The organism is Streptomyces liliiviolaceus (genome assembly GCF_018070025.1).
Classification (GTDB): Bacteria; Actinomycetota; Actinomycetes; order Streptomycetales; family Streptomycetaceae; genus Streptomyces; species Streptomyces liliiviolaceus.
Genome location: NZ_JAGPYQ010000001.1, coordinates 5,679,041 through 5,698,872, shown reverse-complemented (window position 1 = coordinate 5,698,872; position 19,832 = coordinate 5,679,041). Strand labels below are relative to the sequence as shown.

The 19,832-nt window shown below is 71.0% G+C and carries 15 protein-coding genes and 1 riboswitch; of the genes, 9 read left to right on the top strand and 6 right to left on the bottom strand.

All coding sequences use genetic code 11. The features are described from left to right. Positions 1–65: 65 nt before the first annotated feature. Positions 66–283, bottom strand: a riboswitch (cobalamin riboswitch). Between the two features lie 30 nt (positions 284–313). From J8N05_RS24800 to J8N05_RS24785, 4 genes are all read right to left on the bottom strand, one after another. Next, on the bottom strand, positions 314–1,093 hold the full coding sequence (locus J8N05_RS24800; RefSeq protein WP_210886126.1) for an SDR family NAD(P)-dependent oxidoreductase: 780 nt from the start codon (positions 1,091–1,093) through the stop codon (positions 314–316). Between the two features lie 157 nt (positions 1,094–1,250). Next, positions 1,251–1,904, bottom strand: a complete 654-nt coding sequence (locus J8N05_RS24795; protein ID WP_210886124.1) for a maleylpyruvate isomerase N-terminal domain-containing protein — start codon at positions 1,902–1,904, stop codon at positions 1,251–1,253. A gap of 137 nt (positions 1,905–2,041) precedes the next feature. After that, positions 2,042–4,210 (bottom strand): RNA polymerase recycling motor ATPase HelR, encoded by a 2,169-nt coding sequence (helR, locus tag J8N05_RS24790; protein WP_210886122.1) that lies wholly within the window; start codon positions 4,208–4,210, stop codon positions 2,042–2,044. 151 nt (positions 4,211–4,361) lie between these two features. Beyond that, positions 4,362–5,270 carry an alpha/beta fold hydrolase gene (locus tag J8N05_RS24785; RefSeq protein WP_210886120.1) on the bottom strand — a complete coding sequence of 303 codons (909 nt, stop codon included), beginning with the start codon at positions 5,268–5,270 and terminating at the stop codon, positions 4,362–4,364. 99 nt (positions 5,271–5,369) lie between these two features. Here J8N05_RS24785 and J8N05_RS24780 point away from each other — a divergent pair, with 99 nt between their 5' ends. Next, complete coding sequence (locus J8N05_RS24780; RefSeq protein ID WP_247706464.1) at positions 5,370–5,801, top strand: winged helix-turn-helix transcriptional regulator; 432 nt, start codon at positions 5,370–5,372, stop codon at positions 5,799–5,801. A gap of 43 nt (positions 5,802–5,844) precedes the next feature. On the opposite strand, the gene J8N05_RS24775 is transcribed toward J8N05_RS24780, so the two are convergent. After that, positions 5,845–7,377, bottom strand: coding sequence for a glycoside hydrolase family 43 protein (locus J8N05_RS24775; protein ID WP_210886118.1), 1,533 nt, complete (start codon positions 7,375–7,377; stop codon positions 5,845–5,847). Between the two features lie 381 nt (positions 7,378–7,758). Then, entirely contained in the window at positions 7,759–9,186 is a 1,428-nt protein-coding gene (locus tag J8N05_RS24770) for a glycoside hydrolase family 76 protein (RefSeq protein ID WP_247706463.1), read from the bottom strand. Positions 9,187–9,514: 328 nt separating this feature from the next. Between J8N05_RS24770 and J8N05_RS24765 the strand changes: the two genes are divergently transcribed. From J8N05_RS24765 to J8N05_RS24730, 8 genes are all read left to right on the top strand, one after another. Next, complete coding sequence (locus tag J8N05_RS24765; protein ID WP_210886114.1) at positions 9,515–10,618, top strand: LacI family DNA-binding transcriptional regulator; 1,104 nt, start codon at positions 9,515–9,517, stop codon at positions 10,616–10,618. A 153-nt stretch (positions 10,619–10,771) separates the two neighbouring features. Beyond that, positions 10,772–12,385, top strand: a complete 1,614-nt coding sequence (locus J8N05_RS24760) for an FAD-dependent oxidoreductase (protein WP_210886111.1) — start codon at positions 10,772–10,774, stop codon at positions 12,383–12,385. 94 nt (positions 12,386–12,479) lie between these two features. Beyond that, positions 12,480–14,624 (top strand): hydantoinase/oxoprolinase family protein, encoded by a 2,145-nt coding sequence (locus J8N05_RS24755; protein ID WP_210886107.1) that lies wholly within the window; start codon positions 12,480–12,482, stop codon positions 14,622–14,624. After that, the gene (locus tag J8N05_RS24750) at positions 14,621–15,214 is read left to right on the top strand and encodes a hypothetical protein (protein WP_210886104.1); all 594 of its coding nucleotides are present in this window, start codon (positions 14,621–14,623) and stop codon (positions 15,212–15,214) included. The genes J8N05_RS24755 and J8N05_RS24750 overlap by 4 nt, the downstream gene beginning before the upstream one ends. Positions 15,215–15,217: 3 nt before the next feature. Further along, a complete protein-coding gene (locus J8N05_RS24745) occupies positions 15,218–16,504 on the top strand; it encodes a TRAP transporter large permease subunit (RefSeq protein WP_107014858.1) in 1,287 nt (428 codons plus the stop codon). Between the two features lie 53 nt (positions 16,505–16,557). Continuing rightward, positions 16,558–17,634 carry a glycoside hydrolase family protein gene (locus tag J8N05_RS24740; protein WP_210886101.1) on the top strand — a complete coding sequence of 359 codons (1,077 nt, stop codon included), beginning with the start codon at positions 16,558–16,560 and terminating at the stop codon, positions 17,632–17,634. A gap of 259 nt (positions 17,635–17,893) precedes the next feature. After that, on the top strand, positions 17,894–19,081 hold the full coding sequence (locus J8N05_RS24735) for a glycoside hydrolase family 64 protein (RefSeq protein WP_210886097.1): 1,188 nt from the start codon (positions 17,894–17,896) through the stop codon (positions 19,079–19,081). A gap of 121 nt (positions 19,082–19,202) precedes the next feature. Beyond that, positions 19,203–19,715, top strand: a complete 513-nt coding sequence (locus J8N05_RS24730; RefSeq protein ID WP_210886095.1) for a hypothetical protein — start codon at positions 19,203–19,205, stop codon at positions 19,713–19,715. The last annotated feature ends 117 nt before the right edge of the window (positions 19,716–19,832 follow it).

The following is a 19,832-nucleotide window of genomic DNA, read 5'->3' as shown; positions in this document are numbered from 1 at the left end:
GTCGTCCGCTCGGTCAAGTACGCCGACCCGCCCACGAGGTCACCGGGATCTCCGCGCACGAATGGTTCGCGCACGGGCAGTTGGCAGGTCTTCGGACTCGCGGGCACGCCCTCCGTCCGGAGGACACCTACTGGCCGTCGCTTCCCAGACCCGGCCGGGCCCAGTGCGTGTGACGGCGGTCGTTCCCACTCACCGCTGCGGGGCAGTCCCGGATTCCCACCGGGTTCCCTCTTGCGACGCACCCGCCTGGCGGACGGGGCGAACCAGCTGCACCGGCCACCCTACGGGGCGCGGCCCGGTCGTGGAAAACTTTTCAGTGCACGGAGAAGCCGCCGTCGACGAAGACCGACTGACCGGTGACGTACGCGGAGGCGGCGCTCGCCAGGAAGACCGCCGCGCCCGCGAAGTCCTCCGCGAGGCCGTTGCGTCCGACCATCGTGCGCGCCGCGAGGGCCGCCACCTTCTCCGGGTCGGACGACAGACGCCGGTTCAGCGGCGTCATCACGAAGCCCGGCACCAGCGTGTTGACGGTGACCCCGGACGGCGACCAGGCCTCCGCCTGCGAGCGGGCCAGGGACTCCAGCGCCCCCTTGGAGACGCCGTAGGCACCGCTCTGGACGAAGGCGCGGTGGGCCTGCTGCGAAGTGACATGGATGATCCGCCCGAAGCCCCGCCCGGCCATGGCCGGGCCGAAGCGCCGGCCCAGCAGGAAGGGCGCGTCCAGGTTCAGGGCCATGGTGGTGTCCCAGACCTCGTCGCTCAGCTCACTCATCGGCGGCCGGAGGTTGATCCCGGCGCAGTTGACGAGGATGTCGGGCTCACCGAAGGCCTCGACCGCCTGCTCGGCGGCCTCCCGCACCCCGTCACGCGTACCGAGATCAGCGCTGACCCGGGCCGCACGGCAGCCCAGCGCACTCAACTCCTCCACCGTCGCCGTCAGTTCCGCTTCCTTGCGCGCCACGACGACGACGCTCGCCCCGGCGCGCGCCAGCGCCTCGGCGATGCCCCGCCCGATGCCGGAGCTGCCACCGGTCACCAGGGCGACCCGGCCGTCCAGCGAGAACAGTTCTGAGAGGTAGCGCTGCGAGTCCATGGCGGCACCCTAGAAGGGCACAGCCGGGAGCGCACCGGCGGGGGTGCGCTGCGGCCGTGCGGCGAACGGTCCAGGTCAGGACCTTGGCCCCGGGCGAGGAGCGTGTCCCGGCGGGGCTGCCGACTGGCCGGACTCCGTACGCGCCCCGGGTGGCCGCTCAGCCCAGTACGAGCGGCAGTCGTTCGGCGAGGGTGCCCAGCGCGGTCTTCTCCGCGTCGGTCGGCGTCCGCCGTCCGGTGCCGATCAGCAGCGCTGCCTTGTCGGAGAACGAGGGCGGGAACGCGGTCCCGGCGATCTTCTCCAGCGACGCGCGAGCTGCGGCCAGGGTCTCGGCGGGCGGCCCGCTGGTCGAGGCCAGCCGGGAGATCAGGTCGAGGTGGTGCAGGGTCGCTTCGAGGACGTACACGGACAGGTAGTCGCCGACGGTCAGCACCTCGTCGCGGGTGCCGACGCGGGCCGTGGGATCGGCGAGTCCGGCGGCGCGGCCCGCCGCGGAGCCGACGTCGTCGAAGTGGAACTTCAGCAGCTCCGGTTCCCCGTACGCGGCGGCCAGCCGGGGGATCAGCGCGTCCAGCGGATCCTCACCGGCCGGGGTCCCGTCGAGCTGCCAGTAGGTGACCGCGTTCACGGTCGGTTCGGTGTCGGCGGGGGTGACCAGGGTGATCAGGATGTCCTGGGCGTCGATGACCAGGTGGCACACCAGATCCCGCACGAGCCACCCCGTGCAGCCGGACGGCTGCTCGAAGTCCTCGTCCGGCACTTCGGCGACCGCCGTGCGCAACGCGGTCCAGGCGAGCGAGAAGAGATTCACCGCGGCACGGTATGCCGGAACATGACGACGGACAAGCGTATGCGGCGTATACGGACAAACGTATGCGGGGTTCGGCGGGGTCCTCGCGATCACCGGGCGGTGAGCGCCACTCGGCGATCGCGAGGACCCCGCCGGGCTCAGTCCGAGGTGAGGACGACCAGTTGCCGGGTCGCCCGGGTCATTGCGACATAGCGGTCGACCGTTCCCGCGACGCCCGTCCCGTACGACTGCGGGTCGACGAGGACGACCAGGTCGAATTCGAGCCCCTTGGACAGTTCCGGGGTCAGCGACCGGACACGAGGCGTGGCCCGGAACGTCGGATCGCCGATCACGCACGCGATCCCGTCCGCGTGCTCGGCGAGCCAGGTGCCGAGGATCGCGTCGCGCTCCGCGACAGAGCCGTGGACGACGGGGACGCCGTTGCTGCGGATCGAGGTCGGCACGTTGGCGTCCGGGAGCGCGGCCCGGATGACCGGCTCGGCCTCCGCCATGACCTCTTCCGGGGTCCGGTAGTTGATGCTGAGCGAGGCCACCTCGATCCGGTCGAGCCCGACCCGCTCCAGCCGCTCCCGCCACGACTCGGTGAACCCGTGCCTGGCCTGCGCGCGGTCCCCGACGACGGTGAAACTCCGGGACGGGCAGCGCAGCAGCAGCATCTGCCACTGCGCGTCGGTCAGCTCCTGGGCCTCGTCCACGACGACGTGCGCGAACGGACCGGCGAGCAGATCCGGTTCGGCGGTGGGCAGTTCGGACTCGTCGACCATGCTGACCTTGGCGTCCTCGCCGCGCAGCATCGTCACCAGGCCCTCGCCGTCGTCACCGTCAGCGCCCGAGTCGGCCGCTGCCGCTATCAGATTGTCGACGACCTGCCCCATGCGCTCGCGCTGGGCGGCGAGGGTGGCCTCGTGTCGCCGCCTGCGCCGCGCCGACTCCGGGTCGCCGAGCCGCTGCCGCGCCGCGTCCAGGATCGGCAGATCGGACACCGTCCACGCCTGCGGCTCCGCGCGCTGCAGCCTGCGTACGTCGTCGGGGCCGAGCCAGGGAGCACACATCCGCAGATAGGCGGGCACCGACCACAGGTCCCCGACGACATCGGCCGCTTCGAGCAGCGGCCAGGCGCGGTCGAGGGCCCCGGTCAGCTCCTCGTCGTGCAGCAGCGCCCTGCGGAACAGGTCGAGCGAGACGTCGTCGTCGTGCTTGTCCAGCAGGATCGTGAGCAGGGCCTCCCAGATCTGGTCGCGTGCCTCGTTGTGCGGCACACCGGGGCCCGGCGTCTCGAACGCCTCCGCCCAGTCGTCGGCGGTCAGCCGGACGTCGGACCAGGGCGTCGAGACCGTCATCCCCCGGGCGGGCGGCTCCTCGTAGAACCTGACGGCCTTCTCGACCGCCCCGACCATGTGCGCGGACGACTTCAGGGCGGCCACCTCCGGGTCGGGCTCGTCCGCCGCTCCGGCTCCCTCGGCGACGAGGTCCCGCAGGGTGCAGGTCTGCACACCCTCCTCCCCGAGGCTGGGGAGGACATCGGCCACGTACGCCAGATAGGGCTGGTGCGGGCCGACGAACAGCACTCCGCCCCGACGGTGACCGAGACGCGGGTCGGAGTAGAGGAGGTAGGCGGACCGGTGCAGGGCGACGACCGTCTTGCCCGTGCCCGGACCGCCGTCGACGACGAGCGCGCCACGGGATCCGGCGCGGATGACCGCGTCCTGGTCCGCCTGGATGGTGGTGAGCACGTCCCGCATCCGGCTGGAGCGGGTGCTGCCCAGGCTGGCGACGAAGGCCGAGTGGTCGTCGAGCGCGGCGTGGCCCTCGCGTCCGTCGGCGGTGAACACCTCGTCCCAGTAGTCGCTGATCCGGCCGCGCGTCCAGCGGTACCTGCGACGGCTCGCCAGCCCCAGCGGGTTGGCGTGGGTCGCCGCGAAGAACGGCTCCGCCGCGGGGGAGCGCCAGTCGATCAGCAGCCGCCGTCCGTCGCTGTCGGTGAGGCCGAGCCGTCCGATGTACAGCGGCTCGGGGTCGTCCGCACCGACGACGTGCCCGAGGCAGAGGTCCAGGCCGAAGCGGCGCAGGGCGCGCAGCCGTGCGGTCAGCCGGTGGATCTCCGCGTCGCGCTCCATCGCCTCCCGGCCGATGCCTCCCGGTGCTCTGCGCTCGGCGGCCAGTCGGTCGGACAGTTCGGCGATCGTCTGGTCGAGGCTCTCCGCGATGGCCGCGAAGTGCCTCTCGTCGCCGCCGATCAGCTGCGGATCGGCCTTGGGGGAGAGGTGGTCGGGAAGGTCGAACGCGCTCGTGGTCAAAGAGTCCATGTCACCGGCTCCGCCCGGTTCGACGTCACCGCGCGGACCGTCGAGCGGCAAAAACGCACGCACTTCGTGAATCACCCTTTTCCGCAGTTACTCGCCTTGAGTGCGAGATTCTGCAGCAGGACGGGGGCCTTGTGGCAAGCCCCCCGGTGCGCTATACGTTGAGAGTGGCAAGGAGTGGTGAATCCTGCTTGCCCTCTTCGCCCGCCGCCAGGAAGGGCCCCAGAAGTCGGAGCAGTTCCTCGGGGCGGTGCAGCGGAATGATGTGGCCGCAGTCCTCGATGACATGGCCCTCCAGATGATCCGCCACAGGCCGCAGCTGCTGTTCCAGTGCCCTGCCCACCGGCCGGGCGCCGATGGCCAGGGTGGGGACGGTCAACCGCGCCGCACGGACGGCTTCCCGCACCTGCTGGGCGCTCGTGGGCAGGGCGCGGTAGTACGAGAAGGCGCAGCGCAGGGCCTCGGTACCGGTGTACGCGTCCACGAAGGCGTCCCGGAGAGCGGGCCGCACACCCTGTCCGAGCGTGCCTGCGTCGAGGAACCAGTCGATGTACTCGCCCTCGTGCCCCGTGAGCACGGATTCCGCGAGGCCGGGTGCCGAGTGGAAGCCGAACCACCAGGGTGCCCCGTGGGCGAGGAACTCCTCGGCGCCCGGCAACGTGCCCAGCAGGGACTCCATGAGGACGAGTCGCCGGACGAGATCGGGGCGGCGCATGGCGAGGAGGAAGGCCGGCGGGGTGCCCGCGTCGATACCGACCACCGCCGCCGAACCGACCCCGAGGGCGTCGAGGACGGCCTCGGCGTCGGCCGCGAGCGTGCCGGCGTCGTACCCGCTCTCCTCCCGCGCGCTCGCACCGAATCCTCGGAGGTCCGGTGCGATCACCCGGTAACGGCCGGCCAGCCCGGGGAGGACGTCGGTCCACAGCTGCCAGGTGTGCGGGAAGCCGTGGAGCAGCAGGACGGCCGGGCCCTCACCGGCCAGGGCGACGTTGAGATCGACGCCGTTGGCCGTGATCCGCCGGAGTTCCACGGCGGGCCGGTCATGGCTGGATGTGGCGGTCATATGGACCCCTTAGGTAGTTACCAATGGTGACAACGAAACGATAGGTAAGTACCGTGGGAGGGCCAAGACGGCACTTCTTCCACAGGTGGTGAGCCCGAGGTGACCCCTCCGTCCGCGTCCGTGTCCGCGTCCGTGCCCGCGTCCGTGTCCGAGCCAGGTCGGGGAGACCTGTTCTCCCCGCAGTGTCCGACCCGCCGGCTGCTCGACAGGATCGGCACCAAGTGGACGTCGATGGCCGTCAAGGTGTTGGCGGAGGCGTCGCCGGACGAGGTGCGCTTCGCCGAGCTGCAGCGCAGGATGGCCGGCGTCTCACAGAAGATGCTGTCGGTCACCCTGCAGAACATGGCCCGGGACGGCCTGGTCGACCGCCGGGTGGAACCGACGGTGCCGCCCCGGGTGCACTACCGGCTGACCCCGCTCGGCCTCTCGCTCGAAGAGCCGCTCGCCATGGTCCGCGCCTGGGCCGAGGAACACATGGCGGAGATCGACCTCGCCAACCGGCGCAGCGAGGAAGCCGCCGCGGCCGGCTGAGGTGACCTGGAGCGGGGGTGTCCGCCCTCTCCGAGATCCCCGGTCAGGCGGACCGCAGCTCGAACCAGTCGAAGGCCGCGCTGCCCCGGGTCGCGTACATGCCGAGGACACGGCCCGTGAAGCCCCCGGCGACCTCGGTGGTGAGGTAGCGGCCGTCGAGTTCGGCGAGGATCTCGAAGTCGCCGCCCTCCGTCTCGTACCCCAGGCGGAGTGTGTCGGGGCCGCCGGCGCGCAGGCCCGGCGGGGGAGCCGTCGCCGGGTCGCGGGAGGTGACCGTGGGCGGCAGGACGTCGGAGGTGGTGATGTCGATGCGCAACCTCAACGGACCTGCCGGTACGGCTCGTTCGGCGATCGACCGGCTCAGTGGACCGATCCTGGCGACCGCGCGGACCGTGCCGTCGGACACCTCCACCTCGTAGTGGTGTGCCTCGTCCAGGCGTACCGCGAGCCCGCCCCGGCCGCCGTCGGAGACCTCGATCAGCGTGCGCGCGGTGCAGTCGGGGTCGCGCTGTCGCCGTCCCACGAAGAGCGCGCCCGGTGTGTCGAGACTGTCCGCGCGGGCGTGCAGGACCAGATGACCTGGCCGCTCGTCGAGCCGGACGGCCTCCGGCTCGCTCCGTCGAAGCGACACCCAACACGGCGCGAGAGCCGGGGAGTCGAAGCCGTCGCGGTCCGGCTCCCGCGGCCAGGGGTGAGGTGTGAGCGCCGGAGCCTGCGCACGTGGTTCCAGCGGTCCGGGCAGCGGCCATCCGTCCTCCCACCGCACCGGCGCCAGGAACGTCTCCCGGCCCATGCCGTGGTACATCGGCGTGTCACCTCGGGGCCTGGTGCCCAGCAGCACCATCCACCAGGTGCCGTCCTGCGCCTGTACGAGATCGCCGTGGCCGGTGTTCTGCACCGGATGGTTCGTACTGCGGTGGGACAGGACGGGGTTGGCCGGATGCGCTTCGAAAGGGCCCGGAAGCGTACGGGACCTGGCCACCGACAGGGCGTGACCGCGTTCGGTGCCGCCCTCCGACAGCAGCAGGTACCACCAGTCGTCGATCCGGTAGAGGTGCGGCCCCTCGGGATACTGCAGTCCGCTGCCCGACCACATCGGCACCGGATCGCCGCGCAGCTCGCCGGACTTCGGGTCGATGCGGACCCCGTGGATCCCGCCGTCAGAGAACACGCACCAGCAGGTCCCGTCCTCCTCCCAGGCCAGATCCGGGTCGATGCCCGGAACGCCGACCGGCACCGGGTCGGACCAGGGTCCCGCCGGGTCCTCGGCGGTCACCAGGATGTTGCCCGCACCGGTGACCACGGTCGTGATCAGCCAGAACAGGCCGTCGTGATGGCGCAGCGTGGGCGCGTACACCCCCGTGGAGGCGGGCGCGGTGTCGGGCAGCGCCAGCTGCGAGGGCCGGTCCAGGGCGTGCCCGATCAGCCGCCAGTGCACCAGATCACGGCTGTGCCACAGGGGCACGCCGGGTACGTACTCGAAACTGGACGTCGCCAGGTAGTAGTCGTCCCCGACCCGGCAGATGCTGGGGTCGGGGCTGAAGCCGGGTATGACGGGATTGTCGAAGTACGTCATGTCCGTCCCTGTGAAGTGCGGCCGCGGGAGTGCTCTCGGGCGCCCCTGGATGAGGCTCCGGGAGCCTACGTCGAAGCGCTTCCGCGATCACCGCCCTTGCGGAGAATGACGCCAGGACGCGTGGCTTTTCAGGGGCGCGGGGAACTGCGCGCTCAGCCACGACGGACCCGCACGTGTGCGGCTACGCGCAGTGCCGGTGGCCGGGTGGTGGCGGTCACGCCCGCGGGCGCCGGCCTTGCGGAGAATGCCGCCGAGGCGCGCGGCCTTTCAGGGGCGCGGGGAACTGCGCGCCCAGCCACAACGGACCCGCACGTCTGCGACTCCGCCCGGTGCCGGTAGCCGGGCGCTGGCCGGCTGCGCTTCCGGTCCGCCCGGCGACCCTCAGGACGCCGCGTTCATCAGATCCAGAGCGCTCTGCTGCCGCGCGGCATCCGTCTTGTCCAGCGGCCCGTACCAGCGCAGCCCGTACTGGTCGAGCGGATTGCGGTCGGCGGCGTAGGCCTGCGCGGCCTGCTTCTTGAGGTAGGCGGTGTAGGGGCGGTCGGACAGGGCCGCGTTCAGCTTCGCCAGCCCGCGTACGTCGGCGCCCTTGAAGGACGCCCCGTCGGCGCCGCAGTCACCCGACTCGCAGGGATCCCTGAGGATGCCGCCCGAGGTGTTGAGCTTGCCGGAGACGACGTTGGCGTCGGCGATCCGGCGCGCGGCGGCGAGTACCGTGGAGTCACCCGTGGCCTTGTGCAACTCCACCAGACCGCCGACGAGTTGACCCTGGTTGTACGACCAGACCGTGCTGTCGCCGACCTTGCAGGTACTCATGCTGAGGCCGTCGCTCACCGTCTGGTCGGCGTTGATCATGCCGGTCCCCTGGAACCAGCTCCAGTCCGCCTTCGCACGCTGAAGGTACGTGGTGTCGCCCGGGATGCGGTTGTGCAGGGCCGCGTTCAGCTCGATGTACAGGGAGTTGGGGATGGCGTTCTTCACCGTCTTCGCGGTGCTCCACCACACCCCGCCGCCGCAGGTGTTGTCCCAGTAGGAGGCCATGTAGTCCGCGTCGGCCCGTGCCGTGGCCAGATAGCGCGGGTCGCCGGTGAGGTCGTACGCCGCGATCCAGGTCAGGCCCCACCAGCCGGTGTCGTCGATGTAGTCGTTGCGGAACTGCCCGTCGGCCGCACCCAGTTGCAGGTCGTAGGTGCGGCCGACGGCGTACGCGTAGCTCTGCATGCCGGTGACGCGGATGTTGTCGATGATCGCGTGCAGCGCGTTGGCGGAGTTCCACCAGCCGGTGGTGTCGAACAGACCGGTGCCGTAGTTGTAGAACTGCATCTGCGCGGTGGCCGCCGCGGTGCGCCGCTCGCCGGCGTTCCAGGTCGAGCGGGCCCACGGTGTGCAGACGATGTCCGTGCGGTCGGCGGCTTTGCCGCAGGCGCGCAGCGCGCCGACGCCGTGGCCCGCCCAGTCGTCGACGTTGTACATCAGCGTCCGCCAGCCGGTCTGGCCCGCCGGGATCTTCGTGGCGCCGAGACGGCTGTTCGCGGACCAGCTGCGACCGCCGTCGTACGAGCGGTCCAGCCACACCTCGTCCCCGGGGCTGCCGTTGCCGACGGAGGCCCAGCCCATGGCGTCGGCGTCGTCGAAGTGCAGCTCGAACGTCCGCGAGAAGAGCGTGGCGGTGACGGGCCTGCGGTCCTGGCCGCTGAGGGCCGGATCCCGTGCGTCGCAGTACTTGTTGCACACGGTCGCCGCGGGCGCCGCCGCCGTCCCGGAGGCCGCGGCGGAGGACGGGGCGGCCTGGATCAACAGGGCCGACATCGTTGTCAGAGAAAGGGCGAGAGCTGCGAGTGGCGATCGTCTGGCGCGCATGGATGAACTCCCGAAGGCTTGCCGAACACTGCGGTGGGGGCACAGGGGCTGGTCCTGGGAAAGGCTCGGCGTGGACGTTAACCGGAACCGGTTGACGGGTCAATGGTCCGGTTGAATGTTCATGCTCGACCGCCCTCCGCAGCGGAGCCCGGCGGACGAAGAAGTCGTGTCACACCCCTTGACCGTTGCCGTGAGGGCACTCCACAGTGCTTGCTAATGCGCATTACTTATACGCATTAGCAAGCTGGTGTCGGCCCTCGGCGGCCGGGTGAGGAGCATGGTGGAGCAGCCCAGGAAGGGACCCAGGCGTGGGCGGACCCCCGCGGCGACCGGACGTACGTCCCGGCCGCGGCAGGCGGAGGTCGCCCGGCTGGCCGGAGTGTCCCAGGCCACGGTGTCGCTCGTGCTGTCGGCGAAGGCGCAGGGTTCGGCGATCTCGGACGAGACACGGCAGCGGGTGCTCGACGCGGCCCGCAGCCTCGGCTACGTACCGGATCCGGCGGCCCAGCGGCTCGCGGCGGCCCGCAACAACCTGCTCGGCGTCTACAGCTTCACGGCCACCTTCCCGACGGACGTGGAGCACTCGTACTACCCCTTCCTCGTCGGGGTGGAGCGGGAGGCCGCCGCGCGCGGTTACGACCTGGTGCTGTTCACGGGGTCGAGTTCCGGCGGTGCCAAGGCGGCCGGACCCGAGGCGCTCAACCGGGTCCGGCTCGCCGACGGCTGTCTGTTCCTCGGCCGGCATGTACCGATCGCCGAGCTGAAGAGGATGGTCGCCGACGGGTTCCCGGTGGTGCACCTCGGCCGCCGCGAGGAGTTGGAGGGACTGTCCTGGGTCGGCGCCGACTATGTGAGCGCAAGCGGCGAAGTGGTCCGGCATCTGGCGTCGTCGGGTCACCGCCGGATCGTCCTGGTCCGTGAGGACGACGACGCGCCCGCCTCCACCGACCGTCAACGGGGCTTCCTGGAAGGGCTGGAGGCGGCCGGACTGCCCGGCGGGTCCGAGGCCGTCTTCCGCTGCGCCGACCCCCGGCGCGAGGTCACCCCCGAACGGCTGCGGAGCTGGCTCGCCGACGGTGTCACCGCCTTCGTCGCGGAGGAGACCGACACCGGAGGCGCCTGGCGGGCTTTGCGCACCGCCGTCGACGAGGCCGGTCTCACCTGCCCGGGTGACCTGTCCCTCGCGCTCCTCGGCAGTCCTCCGCCCGACCTCGCGGGGGACCCGCAGCCCACCGGATTCGACGTCCCCCGGCACCAGTTGGGCGCCGCCGCGGTCCGCATGCTCTCCGCGCTCGTGGCGGGGGAGGCGGCCGAGGAACCCCTGGTCGCCTGCGCCTTCCGGGCCGGTGCCACTACCGGGAGTCCACCGGAGCGGCGCTGACACCGGCGCGCATCGCACGAGACCAACCAGCGGACGAATCCAGTAGACGAGATCAGCAGACGAACCGCCGGCCGCACCTGCGGACGAGCCACCGGCCGCACCTGCGGACGAACCACGGCTGAATCAGCAGCTGAACCACCAGCAAGGAGAAGCGTGATACCGAAAGCCGACATCCTCATCGTGGGCGGCGGGCTCGGCGGCGTGGCCGCCGCGCTGGCGGCCTGCCGGGCCGGACGCGCCGTCGTGCTCACCGAGGAGACCGACTGGCTCGGCGGACAGCTCACGTCGCAGGCCGTGCCGCCCGACGAGCATCCCTGGGTCGAACAGTTCGGCACCACCGCCTCGTACCGTCAACTGCGCGAAGGCATAAGGCAGTTCTACCGGCAGTGGTACCCGCTGCGCGCCGAGGCGCTGGCCCTCACGGACCTCAATCCGGGCGCCGGCCGGGTGAGCAAGCTCTGCCACGAGCCGCGCGTCGCGCTCGCCGTCATCGAGGCGATGCTCGCGCCCCACCGGGCCGCCGGCCGGCTGACCGTCCTCACCGACCACCGGCCCGTCGCGGCCGAGGCCGACAACGATGTCGTACGGTCCGTGACGCTGGAGCACCGCCAGGACAACGGCCGGCAGATCACCGTCTCCGCCCGGTACGTGATCGACGCGACCGAGACCGGCGAACTCCTCGACCTCGCGGGTGTCGAGCACGTCGTCGGAGCCGAGGCGCGGTCCGCGTACGACGAACCGCACGCCCCCGACGAGGCCCAGCCGCTCAACCAGCAGGGCATCACCGTGTGCTTCGCGCTCTCCCACCACGAGGGCGAGGACCACACGGTCGAGCGGCCCGCCGACTACGACTTCTGGCGGGCGTACCGGCCCGACTTCTGGCCCGGACCGTTGCTGGGCTTCCAGGCGCCGGACCCCCGCTCGCTGGAGTCCGTACCGCGGACGTTCGAGCCCAATCCGGAGCTGGACCCGCTCGCCGTCAGCGCCGACCAGAGCGCGGACGCCGGGGACAAGGAACTGTGGGGCTTCCGGCGCATCCTGGCGCGCAAGCTGCACCGCCCCGGCGCCTTCGACTCCGACATCACCCTCGTCAACTGGCCCCTCAACGACTACTGGTTGAAGCCGCTCGTCGGAGCGGGTGCGGAGACCGGAGCCCAAGCGGTCGCCGGGGCACGGCAGTTGTCGCTGTCGGTCCTGTACTGGCTGCAGACCGAGGCGCCCCGCCAGGACGGCGGCACCGGATTCCCGGGCCTGCGCCCGCGCCCGGACGTGACCGGCACCCCGGACGGTCTCGCCAAGGCGCCCTACGTCCGTGAGTCGCGCCGCATCGAGGCCGTCACCACCGTCACCGAGCACGACGTGGCGATCGACCTGGTCGGACCCTACGGCGGCACCGAGTACCGGGACTCCGTCGGAGTCGGCAACTACCGCATCGACCTGCATCCCTCGACCGGCGGCGACAACTACATCGACATCGGCTCGGTGCCCTTCGAGATCCCGCTGGGCGCACTCGTGCCGAGGCGGGTCCGCAATCTGCTGCCCGCCGGCAAGAACATCGGCACCACCCACATCACCAACGGCTGTTACCGGCTGCACCCCGTGGAGTGGAACATCGGCGAGGTCGCCGGAGCGCTCGCCGCCCACTGCCTGGCCGAGGACGTCGAACCCCACCAGGTGCAGGCCGAGGACAAGCGGTTCGAGGAGTTCGCGCGCGGCCTCGACCGGGCCGGCGTACAGCGCCACTGGCCCGACGTACGGGGCTACTGAGATCGAGGGGAGGGCCGGACGGGCTGCTCGGTGCCCGCGTCCGGCCCCACCCGGTGTTGCGCATGACTGACGGAGCACAAGGAGGTGCCCAGACATGACCACTCACAGAATCCGCGTCGGCATCGACGTCGGCGGAACCTTCACCGACGCCGTGGCCGTGGACGCCACGACACTGAGCCTGCTCGGCCAGGTCAAGGTCCCCACCAGCCACCATCACGAGGACGGTGTCGCCCACGGCATCGTCGAAGCGCTGGACCGGCTGCTGCGGCAGGTCGGCCGCGATCCCGCCGACGTCGCGTTCCTGGCCCACGGCACCACCCAGGCGACCAACGCCCTGCTGGAGGGTGACGTCGCCACCGTCGGCCTGATCGGCATCGGCACCGGACCCGGCGCCGTCCTCACCCGCCGCCTCGCAGCCCTCGGCCGCCTCGAACTCGCCCCCGGCAAAAGGCTTCCGCTCGCCTACGCCCACGTGGCCGACCCTGACGACACCGGCGCCGTACGCGCCGCGGTCGAGCAGGTCACCGCTGCGGGGGCCCAAGTCCTCGTCGCCACCGAGCCGTTCGCCGTCGACCGGCCCGAGGGCGAGCAGGCCGTCCTGGAGGCCGCCCGCACCGCCGGGCTCCCGATGACGGCCGCGCACGAGATCACCTCGTTGTACGGACTGCACAAGCGGACCCGGACCGCCGTCGTCAACGCCGCCATCCTGCCGCGCATGCTGGCCACCGCCGATCTCGTCGACGCGTCCATCACCAAGGCGGGCATCACCGCGCCGCTCATGGTCATGCGCTGCGACGGCGGAGTCATGGCGCTCGACGAGATGCGTCGACGCCCGCTGCTGACCGTGCTCTCCGGACCGGCGGCCGGAGTCGCGGGAGCGCTGATGCAGGAGCGGATCAGCGAGGGCGTCTTCCTCGAAACGGGCGGCACCTCCACCGACATCAGCGTCGTACGCCGGGGCAAGGTCGCCGTCCGGCATGCCACGATGCTCGGCAAGACTTCATACCTCAACGCCCTCGACGTCCGCACGGTCGGTGTCGGCGGCGGCTCGATGGTCCGCGTCGACCTGAACCCCGGCGGCCGGGCGCGTGTCACCGCCGTCGGACCGCGCAGCGCGCATATCGCGGGGCTGCCCTACGCCTGCTTCGCGGACCTGGACGAACTGCGCGACGCCACCCTGTCCACCGTGCGTCCGATGCCCGACGACCCGGCCGACCACGCCGTCCTGGACGCGGCGGGCGGCCGGTACGCCCTCACCATGACCTGCGCCGCCAACGCGCTCGGCCGCGTCCCGGAAGGGGACTTCGCGCGCTGCGACCAGGAGGTGGCGAAGGCCGCGATCGCCCCGCTCGCCGCCGCCCTGGGCGTGGACGTGCCGACGGCCGCCGCCCGCATCCTCGACGCGGGAGCCGAGCAGGTGAAGTCGGTGGTGGACAGGATCGTGCGCGACTACCGGCTGGACGCCGACACCGCCGTCCTCGTCGGCGGCGGGGGAGGAGCGGCCACGGTCACCCCGCATCTCGCGGCGCTCACCGGCATGGAGGGCAGGATCGCCCGGCACAACGAGGTCATCAGCCCGATCGGGGTGGCCCTGGCCCTGGTGCGCGAGCAGATCGAACGGATCGTCCCCGGCGCCACCCAGGAGCAGATCCTCGCCGTACGCGCCGAGGCCGAGCAGGCCGTCGTAGCCCAGGGCGCCGCCGCCGACGGGGTCGAGGTCGAGGTGACCGTCGACCCGCAGACCAGCACCGTCCGCGCCATCGCCACCGGCGCCACCGAACTGCGTACCCAGGACCGCTCGCACAGCGCCGACGACTCCGAACGCCTCGCCGCGGCGGCCGCCAGCCTCAAGACCGACCCGGACCGGGTCAGCGTCCTCGCCGGCACACCCGCCCACACGGTCTACGGCACCGAGGTGCGCCGCCGCCTCCGCGCTCCCCGGCATCCCGTACGTGTCGTGGACGCCGACGGCGTCGTACGGCTGCACGCCTTCGACGCGCAGGTGGCCGCCACCACCGTCGGGGCCGCCCCCGAACTCCTCAGCAACCTCGTCCGCGAGGCCACCTCGTACGGCGACGGCGGGGTACGGGCGCCCGCACTGCGGCTGCTTCTCGGCTCCCGGATCGCCGACCTCTCCGGGGTTCTCGAACCGCAGCCGCTGCTCGCCCTGGCCCGCAGCGAGATGCGCGACCGGGCCGCCGACGAGCCCGTGGTGGCCGTGGTGGAGGTGCGGTCATGAACCGCGCCCTCGCGGCCACCACGGACCCGGCCACCCACGGGGCCACCGACGATCTCGATCTCGCGGTACGACTGCTCGCCGGCACCCCCACCCACGAGGGACGCGACCGTGCCCTCCTGCGCCGCTGGGCCGAGGCCGCCGACACGTTCGGCGCGGCCCTCGAACCCGGGCCGTGCCACGCCCGGATCGTGGAACGCGACGACGGACTCGAAGAACTGCTCCTCGCCCGCTACACCTCGCGCCCCGCCACCGTCGAGATCTACGTCGACACCGTCGACCGGGCCGAGCGGCTGATCGACGAACTCGGCTGGCGCTCCTGGTACCCCGTGGGATCCGTGCGCGCCGCGGCCCTCGCCCACGAGAGTGCGCACGAGCACTTCCACCACAAGGAGACGCGGACCGCGCTCAAGGAGGCGATCGGGCACACCGCACTGCGGCTCGGCCGCCTCCGGGTCCTCGCCCATGTCGCGGGGGCCGAGGAGATCGCCGCCCACGCCTACGCCCGTACCGTCTGCGGACTCGGCCGCAGCCCCCTCCTGCTGACCGCCGCGCTGGCCGCCGCGGTCGGCGCGCCAAGAAGAGAGAACTGAGCCATGGGTGTCGTCATCCTGCTCGTCATGGCCGCGGGTGTCGCCGCCATGCTCACCCGCAAACTGCCCACGGCGTTCGCGCTCGTACTCCTCGCCGTCGTCATCGCCTTCGTCGCCGGCGCACCGCTGACCGGCGAGAACAGCGTCATCGACACGGTCCTCCAGGAGGGCGCGCCCGCGCTCGCCGCCACCATGATCGCCATCGTGCTGGGCTCGTGGCTCGGCAAGCTCCTGGAGGAGACCGGGGTCGCCGCCACCCTCGTACGCAAGATCGTCGAGTTCGGCGGGGACCGCCCGGTCGTCGTGGCGCTCGGGGTCCTGGCGGTCTCCGCGCTCGTCGGCACCGTCACCGGCTCCGCGCCCGCCGCGATGCTCGCGGGCCTCATCGGCATCCCCGCCATGATCGCGGTCGGAATCCCGAAGGTGACCGCCGCCGGGACCATCCTCATGGGCATCGCCGTCGGCATCCCCTTCGAACTGCCGCTGTGGCAGTTCTTCTCCACCGCCCTGGAACTGCCTGTCCCGACCGTCCGCGGTTTCATGGTGAAGCTGTTCCCGTTCGCCCTGGTGGCCGCCGTCCTGTATGTGTTCGTCGAGTCGCGGCGACGGGGCGTCGAGCACACCTGGTCCCTCAAGTCCGTGCAGGACAAGCCCCGTTCACCGAGCCGTCGGCAGCGGCTCGGCGACGCACCCTGGTACGCGCTGCTCACCCCGGCCGTGCCCCTGATCCTCGCCCTGGGCTTCGAACTCGCCATCATCCCTTCCCTGTTGGCCGGCGTCCTGTACGCACTGGTCACCACCACCCGCCCCCGCGAGATGAACAAGCGCCTGCTGCGCACCCTGTACGGCGGATTCGAGGTGGCGGCCCCGCCGATCGCCCTGTTCATCGCCATCGGCATCCTGCTGGCCGCGGTGAAACTGCCAGGCGCGGTCGAAGCGCTCGAACCGCTGGTGAAGGCGGTCAGCCCGCAGAACGCCGTGCTGTTCGTGGGTGTCTTCACCCTGCTCGTGCCGCTGTGCCTGTACCGGGGGCCGCTGAACGTGTTCGGACTGGGCGCCGGTATCGCCGGTGTCCTGATCTCCACCGGGATCTACCCGGCCGCGGTCGTCCTCGGCATGGCCACCTCGTACAACCAGGTCTTCGGCGTCGCCGACCCCACCAGCACCCAGACCGTGTGGGCCGCCCAGTACGCGGGTGTCTCCCCGCAGCAGGTCATGGTCCGCACCCTGCCGTACGTGTGGGCCGTCGCGCTCGGCGGGCTGTGCGTCACCGCCGCCACCTACCTCTGACCGACCTCCGACCGACCCCTGACCCACCCCCGCTTCTCTTCCTGGAGTCGACCATGAATGAGCCGCGTCCCGCCCGTCGTCTGTTCCTGCGTGCCGGTGCCGCCACCGGTGCCGCGCTGACCGTGGGCGGGCTGAGCGCCCCGACCGCGCCGGCCCTCAGCGCCGAAGGAGCCGCTGCCCCGGCCGCGCAGGCCCTCATCGCGGACGGGGCCGCCGCCCCGGCCGTGGCCGCCGCACCCGGCGGATTCCCCGACTACAAGTACGTCCGCACCCTGCTCACCCCGTCCCAGCTGAAGTACAACCCGACGGGCGAGATCATCTTCCCGTGCATCCGGGGCACGGCCGGCCGTCTCGCCAACCCGCTGGGCAGGTACTACCTGTACTACGGGCCGCACGACGCGCCCGGCGGCATCTGCCTGGCGTACGGCGACTCCCTCGAAGGCCCGTTCACGGAGTACCCGAACAACCCGATCGTCTCCAACAACTGGCAGCCGCACTACAAGGTCAGTCATGTCGCGTCCGCACATGTGATGTGGATCGAGGCCTCCAAGGAAATGTGGATGTACTTCCACGGGGAGAACACGACGACCCGCCTGGCCCGCTCCAAGGACGGCATCAACTTCACCTACGACAAGGTCGTCCTGTCCACGTCCATGCTGCCCAGCGGCACGACCGAGACGTCGTACGCCCGGGTCTTCCCGCACGAACTGCCGTCCAGGGGAGCCCACTTCGTGATGCTCTTCATGCTGAACAACACCAGCAACCACCGTGACATCCACTGGGGCTGGTCGGCCGACGGACGCAACTGGACCTTCGACCAGCAGCCGCTCGTCCGGCACACGGACGTCGGAGCCGTCAACGTCGGCGGTCCCCACCTGCTGCACCGCAACAACAGCACGTACGTCGTCTACAACAAGGACAAGTCGAGCGGCGGCGACATCATGATCACCGAGGTCGGCAACGACTTCAGCAAGCGCACGCACCTCGGGATCTTCTACAACTCCCGCAGTGCCGCGCCGGAGAACGGCCGCGCCGCCGCCCCGTCCTTCGGCACGGACGGCGGAGTCCCGTACATGATCTACGAGGCGGGGGAGCGGCTCGCGGGGTCGATCGCGATGGCCCGCGGCTGACGTATCGGTACGCGTACCGCATCCGTACGCGTACCGCATCCGTACGCGTGCCGCATCCGTACGCGTGCCGCACGCGTCCGCACCCATACCGCGCGCATCGCTACGCGCACCGGACCCGTACCGCTCAGGTCGACCTACCAGTGTCAACGAATGTTGGTCTAGACCTTGACGTGTTCGCCTCATGGGAGCACTCTGAGAGCGCTCTCATGAGGAGTCGAACGGTCCGCTTCCACCTGGTAGGAGGACGAGCGTGCTAGCCATGCGAAGAATGCTGGTGCCCCTGGTCGCCGCGGCGGCCGTCGCCACGGCGCTCACGGCGGTGGGACCCGTTTCCCACGCCGAGGCCGCGGTACCCACGACCATCCCGCTCGAACTCAAGAACAGCTCCGGGCGCGGCGACCAGGTCTACGTCTACGTCATCGGGACCCTGCTCTCGACCGGCCAGCAGGGCTGGGCCGACGCGAACGGCACCTTCCACGCCTGGCCCGCGGGCGGCAACCCGCCGACCCCCGCGCCCGACGCCTCGATCGCCGGACCGGCCAACGGCCAGACCAAGACGATCCGCATGCCGAAGTTCTCCGGCCGGGTCTACTTCTCGTACGGCCAGAAGCTGGTCTTCAAGCTGACCACCGGCGGGCTCGTGCAGCCCGCGGTGCAGAACCCGTCCGACCCGAACGCGAACATCCTCTTCAACTGGACCGAGTACACCCTGAACGACGGCGGGCTGTGGATCAACAGCACGCAGGTCGACATGTTCTCGGCCCCGTACGCGGTCGGCGTCAAGACCGCCGCCGGCACCGTCAAGACCACCGGACACCTGAAGGCCGGCGGCTACAACGCCTTCTTCAACTCCCTGCGCAGCCAGTCCGGCGGCTGGGCCAACCTCATCAAGACCCGCTCGGACGGCACCATTCTGCGCGCGCTCGCACCCGGGCACGGCATCGAGGCCGGCGCCCTGCCGGGCACCGTCATGAACGACTACATCAACCGGGTGTGGACCAAGTACGCCAGCTCCACGCTGACGGTCACCCCGTTCGCCGACCAGCCCGGCACCAAGTACTTCGGCAGGGTCTCCGGCAACGTCATGAACTTCACCAACAGCGCCGGCGCGGTCGTCACCTCGTTCCAGAAGCCCGACTCGGACAGCGTCTTCGGCTGCTACAAGCTGCTGGACGCGCCCAACGACCTGGTCCGCGGTCCGATCTCCCGCACCCTGTGCGCGGGCTACAACCGCTCCACGCTCCTCACCAACTCCAACCAGCCCGACAGCGGTTCCGCCGGCTTCTACCAGGACGCGGTGACCAACCACTACGCCAAGAAGATCCACGAGCAGATGGCCGACGGCAAGGCCTACGGCTTCGCGTTCGACGACGTCGGCGCCCACGAGTCGCTGGTCAACGACGGCAATCCGCAGACGGCGTACATCACGCTCGACCCGTTCAGCTGAGAGAGCGGAGCTGACAGTCGAGCGAGGTGAGCGAGGCGGGTGAACGGCCGGCACTGCTCCTCCGTATCCCTCTGGAACACCTGCCCGCTCACGCGGGACCAGCACGGATACGGAGAGGCACGTGTCACAGCAGCGACAGCAGCCACAGCGAGGACGTACCGGCCGCACCCTCGTCGCCCGCGCGGTGCGCGGCGTCGCCCTGGCCGGCGGCCTGGCCCTGTTGCCGCTGGCCACGGCCTGCGGCGGGGACACGGACAAGAGCGCGGAGGACAAAGCGGCCGAGACCTCCGCGATGTCCGCCCCCTCCGCCGGCGTGGTGGCACCGGCCAAGGTCGAGGTGATCGCGGACCTGACCGGCTGCAAGGTCAAGATCAGGACCGACGCGGACGAACTGCGCGAGGGCGTCTGCGACACCGCCGACGGCGATTACCTCATCACCACCTTCCCCGCCGAGAAGTACAAGCTGACCTGGCTCGACAGCGCCTCCATGTACGGAGGCAAGTACCTCGTCGGTCCGCAGTGGGCCATCAGCGCGAAGCCGAACATGCTGGAAACGCTGCGTACGAAGGTCGGCGGGACCATCGAGGACCTGGACGCCGCACGCACGGCGGCCCCCGGCCCGAAAGCCTCGTAGCGAGACGCATTTCTCCGGATCCGGCAACACGAGCAGCTGGTGAATGGGAATTCACCGGGCATCCGAGCCCGATCCCCATGGGTTGGTGAACAGCCATTCATCCGCTAAGTTGAATGG